Genomic DNA, 7,101 nt, shown 5'->3' on the forward strand with positions numbered 1-7,101 from the left:
CAGTTCGGCAGCGGGAACTGCTTGACCGTTTAGCATGATGCGTTCAAGCGCGAACACGCTTTTCGGAATGGTGTTGTCCATGCCATAGAACGGTTTGCCTTGATAGAGACGCGCCGTGAAGTTGTCTTTGCTGATACCTGAGAAATCACTGCGTTTAGGGTGGATGCGGCGGGCAACGATGTGTACCTTTTGTCCGCTACCGGACAAAGTCAGCGTATCGTCGCGACCGGATTGTTCGCGCAGGCGGACGAAGCTTTTATCGGCGGCAGGAAATATCAGACGGCTGTAATGGATAAAGCCGGAATCGTCGGCGCTTGCCTGTTGTAGCTGAACAAAACAGAAGTCCGGTCTGTTTTCACTGAGTTCTTCCACACACTCCAACGGTGTGCCGTTGGGAATTTTTGCCAAGACTTTGGCATTCAAATCGGGGCTTTCGCGTAAGTTGGTGTGTCCATCGGCATCATGAACCAAGGCAAAGCCGTTCGGCGGCGCGGCATGGGTTAGGGCGGAACACAATAATAAGAGAGCAGCTAAGTAACGCATTTTGATCATTTCTTTGAGTTTTCAGACGACCTTTTCGAGCGATATTTATAGCGCAGCATTCCATAAATAGCGGCGCTGGAATTTACCGTCCTTAAATATAAAGCAGACATCGAAACTACCGGCGCCCGAGCCTTGTCTGCCAAATAGATAGAGTCTCTTATCGATGCTGCGGTAATAGGCTTCCCAGCGGTCGTACACCTGGCTATCGCGTGCGGTGGCGGCAAAATCGGGCGAGAACAGTCCTTGCAGTTCGGCAGCGGGAACCGCTTGACCGTTTAGCGTGATACGTTCAAGCGCGAACACGCTTTTGGGAATGGTGTTATCTGTGCCGTAGAACGGTTTGCCTTGATAGAGGCGAGCGGTATATTTGTTTTTGCTGATACCCGAGAAATCACTGCGTTTTGGGTGAATACGCCGAGCAACGATGTGTACTGTTTGTCCGTTGCCGGACAAAGTCAGTGTGTCGTCGCGACCGAAGTGTTCGCGCAGGCGGACGAAGCTTTTATCGGAGGCGGGAAATATCAGACGGCTGTAATGGATGAAACCGTAGTCTTCTGCGGCAGGTTGTTGCAGTTGGGCAGTACAGAAACTCAAACTGCCTTCGCCACCATCACCCAAACATTTCAACGGTGTGCCGTTGGGGATTTTTGCCAAGACTCTGGCATTCAAATCGGGGCTTTCGCGTAAGTTGGTATGTCCGTCGGCATCATGAACCAAGGCAAAGCCGTCCGGCGGCGCGGCATGGGTTAAGGCGGAACACAATAATAGGAGAGCAGCTAAGTAACGCATTTTTATCTTTTCTTTTAGTTTTCAGACGACCTGATTTCAAAACTGTACGCGGCGGATTAAGTTATGCCGCATGATTCCCCATTATTTCAACAATCCCCGCCACAAGGCTTCTTCGTCATCCGCAATCTTGCGCAAAAATGCGGCGATTTCGCGGCAGCCGTTTTCGGACGGCTTTTTGCACTGCTTCACGCACATCGCTGCAAACTGCCGCCATTGGTCGCCGATGGCGGTCATTTGTTCTGAGGCCGTCTGAAACGCGGGGTTGTCGCAGATACGGGCGGCCTGTTCGAGGAAATAGGCGTAGATATAGCGGAAACCCGCGCCGCCGGTGCCGATTTCTTCCTGCATCCGCACGAGATGGCCGAGGAACAGCTTTTGGTATTTTGCATTTTGTTTGGCAGGCAGGGCTTCGATGTTTTTTGCCAACGTGCGGATGCCTTTTACGCCGACGAAAAAAACGGGCGGGAGCATTTGTTTGGCGTTTTTGCGTATAGCTTTGCGGATGATGGCGGGTAAGTCGGCCTTAACTTTTTCAGACGGCCTGTCGTTTTCCAGCGTGTACATCATGCCTTTGGCGGCCAATACGCCTTTGGCGAAGCGCGCCCGCTGCAAATCTTCGGCGGCGCAGCGCTGCACCGTTTCAAATACGGGGTCGCTGATCAGGTAGTCGCCGCCGTCTTTGCCGTACACCAAGAGATTGTGTGCGTTGAAATGGAAACGCATTTGCGGCGGGAAATACGGCAGCCAGAATACGGAGGTCTGCAAACCCGCCAGTTTGCCCGATGAAAGCGCGGCATCCAGCGCGTCCTGTCCCTTTTGGGCATTGGAAAATTTGCGGACGGACAATTTCAGCCCCAATGCCTTGCAGGTGTTTTTGATGATGCCGCGCGGTGCGATGCGGTAGGAAACCAGCGGCATGCCGCCCAGCTTGACGACGGGCAGCCAGACAAAGGTCAGCGCGTGGGCGATACCGAAAATCATGGCTTCGTCCAAATCGTGGCCGTGGTATTTGAGCAGCGTGGACATTACGCCGCTTTCGCAGTGGGCGGTATGCTGGTGTGGGAATTCGGTCATGGGGGTGTCAATCGGGTGTCTGTTTTGGGTAATTTTATGATTAGGCGGCTGTGTTTCAAACACAGATGAGGTCGTCTGAAAAACAAATCAGGGCAGCTTGCCGCTGTCAGCAAGGGCCGATTCGCCTTAATCCGCGTCTGTCCGTTTCAATTCGTCTATGCTGATTTGCAGCGCGTCGGCGTATTTTTGCAGGGTTTTGTCGGGCAGTTTGGCGAAGATTTCGGGACGCAGGTGGCGGCGGAGCTGCCATTTCCATACGCCTGCTGCCATTGCCAAACCGGTTTCGTCGTGGCGGAAGCGGAACATATGGTAATACAGCGGCGAATATTCGCCCCGAGCCACCGCTTCGCGGGCGGCGCGGGTTTGTTCGTCGAGTTCGGCGACCGCCATTTCGGTGGCGTAGGCTTCGTCCTGCCAGCCGCTGCTGGTACCGGCTTCGTAACGCCCGTCGCGCGTGCCGTAAATGACTTTCAGATGTCCGTGGTAGCTTTCGCTGTCATCTTGCGGGATGTCTTTGATTTCCATAGTTTCAGACGACCTTTTTTCAGTTTGCTATACCGCTTCCAAAAGCATAAAGCAAGTTGAGAAACGCCCGCTTTCGGGAACATAGCACAAAACTTTTTGACCGCGCTCCAGTGGGAAAGTGCGCATAAATTCTTCAAGGATGATGTAAATCGATGCCGAGCCGGTGTTGCCTTTGGTGTAGAGGTTGGTAAACCATTTTTCCTGCGGGATTTCAAAGCCGATGTTTTTCAGGCCGTCTGAAAGGCGGTCGCGGAAAAAGCCGGAAGAATAGTGCGGCAGGAACCAGTCGATTTCGTCGGCGCGGATGCCGTGTTTGGCGGCGATTTGCACAAGCGGCTTTTCCACTGTGTAGCGGACGATGTTTTCGTTTAATAATTTTACGTCCTGCTTGACCGCCATCAGACTGTGGCGGCGGCTGTATTCGGGGTCGGCGTGTTTCCAGCCTTCGAACACACCGTCGCGGAATTCTGCGCCGGCATACATGCAGGGCGGCATTTCGTTGGCGTAGGAGAGCAGCTCTATCCAGCGGATTTTCAGGCTGAGGTCGTCTGAATTGGGGCGGTCGGACAAGTATGCCGCGCCCGCGCCGTCCGACAGCATCCAGCGCAAAAAGTCTTTTTCAAAACCGATTTCTGGGGAGGCGTTTTCCAGCTTTTTATGGTCGGTTTCCTGTTGGAACACTTCGCCGCGCATCACCGCCGAAGCGTTTTCCGACGCAGCGGCGACGGCGTGGGCGTGTTCGCCGGTGCGGACGGCGTTGTAGGCGTGTTTCATCGCCGCCATACCTGCCGCACACACGCCCGCCATGCTCAATACTTCGCAGGAGGGTATATTTAAAAGACCGTGTACCATCACGCCGTGTCCGGGCATGGTTTGGTCGGGGTAGGATGTGGCGCAGGACAGGCTGGTGATGTCCTCAGGCTTGATGCCTTGTGCGAACAGCCGACGGACCGCTTCGGCGGCAAGTTCGGCATTGGTATGCGTGGCGCGGCGGCTGTCGGGGTCTATGGCGTAGTGCCGCGTTTGGATGCCGTTGGAACGCAAAATCATGCGCCGCACGCGCGAGGGCAGCTCGCCCGCCATGCCGAGTACGGCTTCCATCTCGTCATTGCCGACGGGCGCGTTGGGCAGGAAGGCGGCGATGTGGTTGAGGTAAACGTTTTTGAGTGTGTTATTTGGAGTCATGGTTTTTGGTTGTATGGCGAAACAAAATAGGGATATTACGGCGATATTTTGTCTCACTATGGTAAGTGGTCAGCCGATAAACCGCGCCGCGTAATCGCAGCTTGCGGTGAGCGGGATATCGTGTGCTTCGGCGTATGCCGTTAACGCATCCACCAGCATTCGGGCAATGCCCTGATTGCGGAAATTGGGCGAAACTTCGGTATGGTTTACGTCCCAGCTTCCGTTGTGTTCGGTATAACTGATGTAGCCAGCTTCTAAGCCGTTGATGTCGATTTGGAAGCGGCGGCGTTCGGGGTAATGGATTACTTCGGGCATGGTGCGCTTTCTGTATTCGGGGTCGTCTGAAATGGTCAAAATGTGTGACGACAACCGTCATCCGACTTATCCGCCGGAGGGCTGGCTGTAATACTCTGCCAGTTTTTTCAGACGACCTTTGAGCAGCGGATGCAGCAGTTTTTTCAGCAATACGCTCACCGGTACCAACACCAGAATCATCGCCAGCAGAAACAGGATATAAAAACACAGCAGGGCGCGGCGCAGCAGGGGGGACGCGCGTCCGGCGGCCATCAGCAGCTTGCCCCACAGGAAAAAGCTGCGTCCGGCGGCTTTTTCGCTGAAAATCAGTTTTTCGTTTACCTTGGCTGCGCCCATGTTTTGAAACAGGGTTTCGTCCAAGGTTTTGTTTTGCAACAGGGTATCCCGCATTTTTGCGCCGAAGCGCGCCGCGTCGGCCAGCTCTCCGTCTGCGATGCCGGCGGAGGGCAGGGCGCGGAAGTATTGTTTGTCGCCCGACAGCAGCCATGCGGGGGTGGTGATGAAGCTGGCGGCGCTGTTGCATGCGTCGATTTTGACGATGTTGCCGATGAGTTTCGCGCCGTTGTGTGCCAGAAGCGACTTCATTTTTTCCTGTGCGCCCAACCACATATTGCGGCAGCCGATAAGCGTTACCACGGGTTTGCCGTTGAGCAGGCGGCGGGTTTCTTCCCGTTGCAGGAAAGCGGTAATCGGCTGGGCGGGCGAGAGGAACCAGACGGTATAAGCGATAACCACGGCGTCGTAATCATCGTCGGGGATGGCGGGCGGCAGAATCGGCGCGGGTTTCAGGTGGACGGTTTCGGGAAAGGTGTTGAAAAACCGCCAAAACGACCACGGAAACGGATACGGCTCTTGCGGCTCAAGGTTTACGCAATCCACATGGACGCCGCCCTGCCGCAAAGGTTCGGCGAAATTCCGCACCAGTTCCGCCAGCTGTCCGGTTTGCGAGTAATACACCAGCAGCACTTTTTTCACGTCGCTTCCCTTTATGTATTAACAAAAATTATTTGATGATTGGTTATTATAGCTTTTTTGTAAAATTATTTAAAGAACAATAGGGTGGGATAAATGGAGGTTGTCTGAAAAGGGCGGTAGGCGTGAAAGTGGAGGCAAATGGCATATCCTGAAAGCACTGGGCTTAGGGCAAAAATATGTGCCTAATAAAATGCGAACCTGCGGCTTACCACCCTCGCTCAACCTCTCATGCGGAGAGGAAAACGCGGGCGGCAAGCCGACAGGCCGGTTCTTCAAAAGTGGACAGAATGACTTTGCAGGTCTGTCGGATGGTTTGCTTACAGGGCTTTTTTGGCAAAGTCGTCTAACGGTTTGCCAGTTTGCACTTCTCTGAACTGCATCACGGTTTTGTCGCCTTGTTTTTCGTCCAACTCGATTTTGCGCACCACGCTGTCGCCGCTGATAACGATGTGATTGAAAATTTGGCGGGTAACGGCGGTTTTCGGCGTTAAATTCAGCGTCCATTGCTTTTCAGTGCCGGAGAGGGCGAGGTTGAATTGTTTTTCCAAGCCTTGCGTGTTGCCGCCGAGCAGGTCGAGGAAGAGCTTGATTTGCTGACTTTGTCCGACCTTGCCTTGGTTGGGGTTGGTCCATGCGCTGCCGTTCCACTGCATGATGCCGTCCGAGCGTACGCGCAGGGTGGTTTCAAACGGTTTCTGCATCTGCCAAAGCAGGCCTTTTTTCGGAATCAGGACAAATTTCCCGCCCGTAACCATCGGTTTGCTCAGGGATTTCAATTGACGCTGCTGGGTAAACGCACCTTGTACGTTGGACGGTTTTTGCAGGGTTTGGGCGAGTTCGGCGGTGGAAAATGCCCACAAGGCAGGGCTGGCAAGGGTCAGGAAGAGGGCGGTAAGTGTCTTTTTCATGTTGTTCCTTTTCAGGTTTGTTTTCAGACGACCTGAAGGGTCGGGGTCGTCTGAAAACGTAAAGTGTCAGGCAGGAGTAAAGGTCGGATGGGTTTGCACGGCATCCAACCAGCTTTGCGGAGTCTGAAACTGCATCAGGCCGTCTGCCAGTGAAACAGCGGCTTGGGTAGTCGAAGCGCGGTTGAGCTTTTCGTTGGTTTCCGCATCATAAATCGTATAGTCGATACGCAGGCAGCTTTCGATTTCGACGATCTCCATATCGACGCGGATTTTTTGACCGAAGCGGGCGGGGCGGATGTATTTGAGGTTCATCTGCACAATCGGCCAACTATATCCCTGCCGCGCCATTTCATTGTAGTCGTAGCCGATGGCGGACAAAAAGGCGCAGCGGGCGGTTTCGAGGTATTTCACATAGTTGCCGTGCCAGACGATGTGCATGGCGTCCACATCGAAAAATTGGACTTCGATTTCAAAGCTGTGGCGGCAGTAGATGTGTTTTTTCATGAGGTTCCTTGTGTGGGGCGCAAGCGGCATAGATTATATAGCGGATTTGCCGCCAAACGGTAAGGCGTTGTTTGCGCGGATGCAATGTGGTGCGATGTTTGAGGTGTGTTTTATAGTGGCTTAACTTTAAACCAGTACGGCGTTGCCTCGCCTTGTCCTGATTTAAAGTTAATCCACTATAGTTTTACTACACTATGACGGTATGGTTCGGCATCTGCTTTAAGCCGGGAGTGCTGGGGTATGGTTGGTTTGCAAAAAGGTCGTCTGAAAATTTTCAGACGAC

9 protein-coding genes are annotated in these 7,101 nt (G+C 53.6%); all 9 read right to left on the reverse strand.

Annotation, left to right across the window (positions count from 1 at the left end; genetic code table 11):
* Positions 1 to 543, reverse strand: a 543-nt coding sequence (locus HMPREF2726_RS09050) for an SH3 domain-containing protein (protein WP_246827878.1), incomplete at its 3' end; no start/stop codon positions are given.
* Positions 544 to 588: 45 nt separating this feature from the next.
* Entirely contained in the window at positions 589 to 1,332 is a 744-nt protein-coding gene (locus HMPREF2726_RS09055; RefSeq protein WP_070603071.1) for an SH3 domain-containing protein, read from the reverse strand.
* A gap of 81 nt (positions 1,333 to 1,413) precedes the next feature.
* Positions 1,414 to 2,406, reverse strand: coding sequence for a BtrH-related acyltransferase DarH (locus HMPREF2726_RS09060; protein WP_070603109.1), 993 nt, complete (start codon positions 2,404 to 2,406; stop codon positions 1,414 to 1,416).
* Positions 2,407 to 2,532: 126 nt separating this feature from the next.
* Positions 2,533 to 2,931: a DarG family dialkylresorcinol biosynthesis protein gene (locus HMPREF2726_RS09065; RefSeq protein ID WP_070603074.1), complete on the reverse strand. Its 399-nt coding sequence runs from the start codon at positions 2,929 to 2,931 to the stop codon at positions 2,533 to 2,535.
* A 27-nt stretch (positions 2,932 to 2,958) separates the two neighbouring features.
* The gene (locus HMPREF2726_RS09070) at positions 2,959 to 4,116 is read right to left on the reverse strand and encodes a beta-ketoacyl-ACP synthase III (protein ID WP_070603077.1); all 1,158 of its coding nucleotides are present in this window, start codon (positions 4,114 to 4,116) and stop codon (positions 2,959 to 2,961) included.
* A gap of 69 nt (positions 4,117 to 4,185) precedes the next feature.
* Positions 4,186 to 4,485: a GNAT family N-acetyltransferase gene (locus HMPREF2726_RS09075; RefSeq protein ID WP_349267179.1), complete on the reverse strand. Its 300-nt coding sequence runs from the start codon at positions 4,483 to 4,485 to the stop codon at positions 4,186 to 4,188.
* 12 nt (positions 4,486 to 4,497) lie between these two features.
* Positions 4,498 to 5,406: a flavodoxin family protein gene (locus tag HMPREF2726_RS09080; protein ID WP_070603081.1), complete on the reverse strand. Its 909-nt coding sequence runs from the start codon at positions 5,404 to 5,406 to the stop codon at positions 4,498 to 4,500.
* A 317-nt stretch (positions 5,407 to 5,723) separates the two neighbouring features.
* Positions 5,724 to 6,314, reverse strand: a complete 591-nt coding sequence (locus HMPREF2726_RS09085) for a LolA family protein (RefSeq protein ID WP_070603083.1) — start codon at positions 6,312 to 6,314, stop codon at positions 5,724 to 5,726.
* Positions 6,315 to 6,380: 66 nt separating this feature from the next.
* Positions 6,381 to 6,818: an acyl-CoA thioesterase gene (locus HMPREF2726_RS09090; protein ID WP_070603084.1), complete on the reverse strand. Its 438-nt coding sequence runs from the start codon at positions 6,816 to 6,818 to the stop codon at positions 6,381 to 6,383.
* Positions 6,819 to 7,101 lie beyond the last annotated feature (283 nt).

Origin of the sequence: Neisseria sp. HMSC074B07 (assembly GCF_001810355.1) — a bacterium.
Taxonomy (GTDB): domain Bacteria; phylum Pseudomonadota; class Gammaproteobacteria; order Burkholderiales; family Neisseriaceae; genus Neisseria.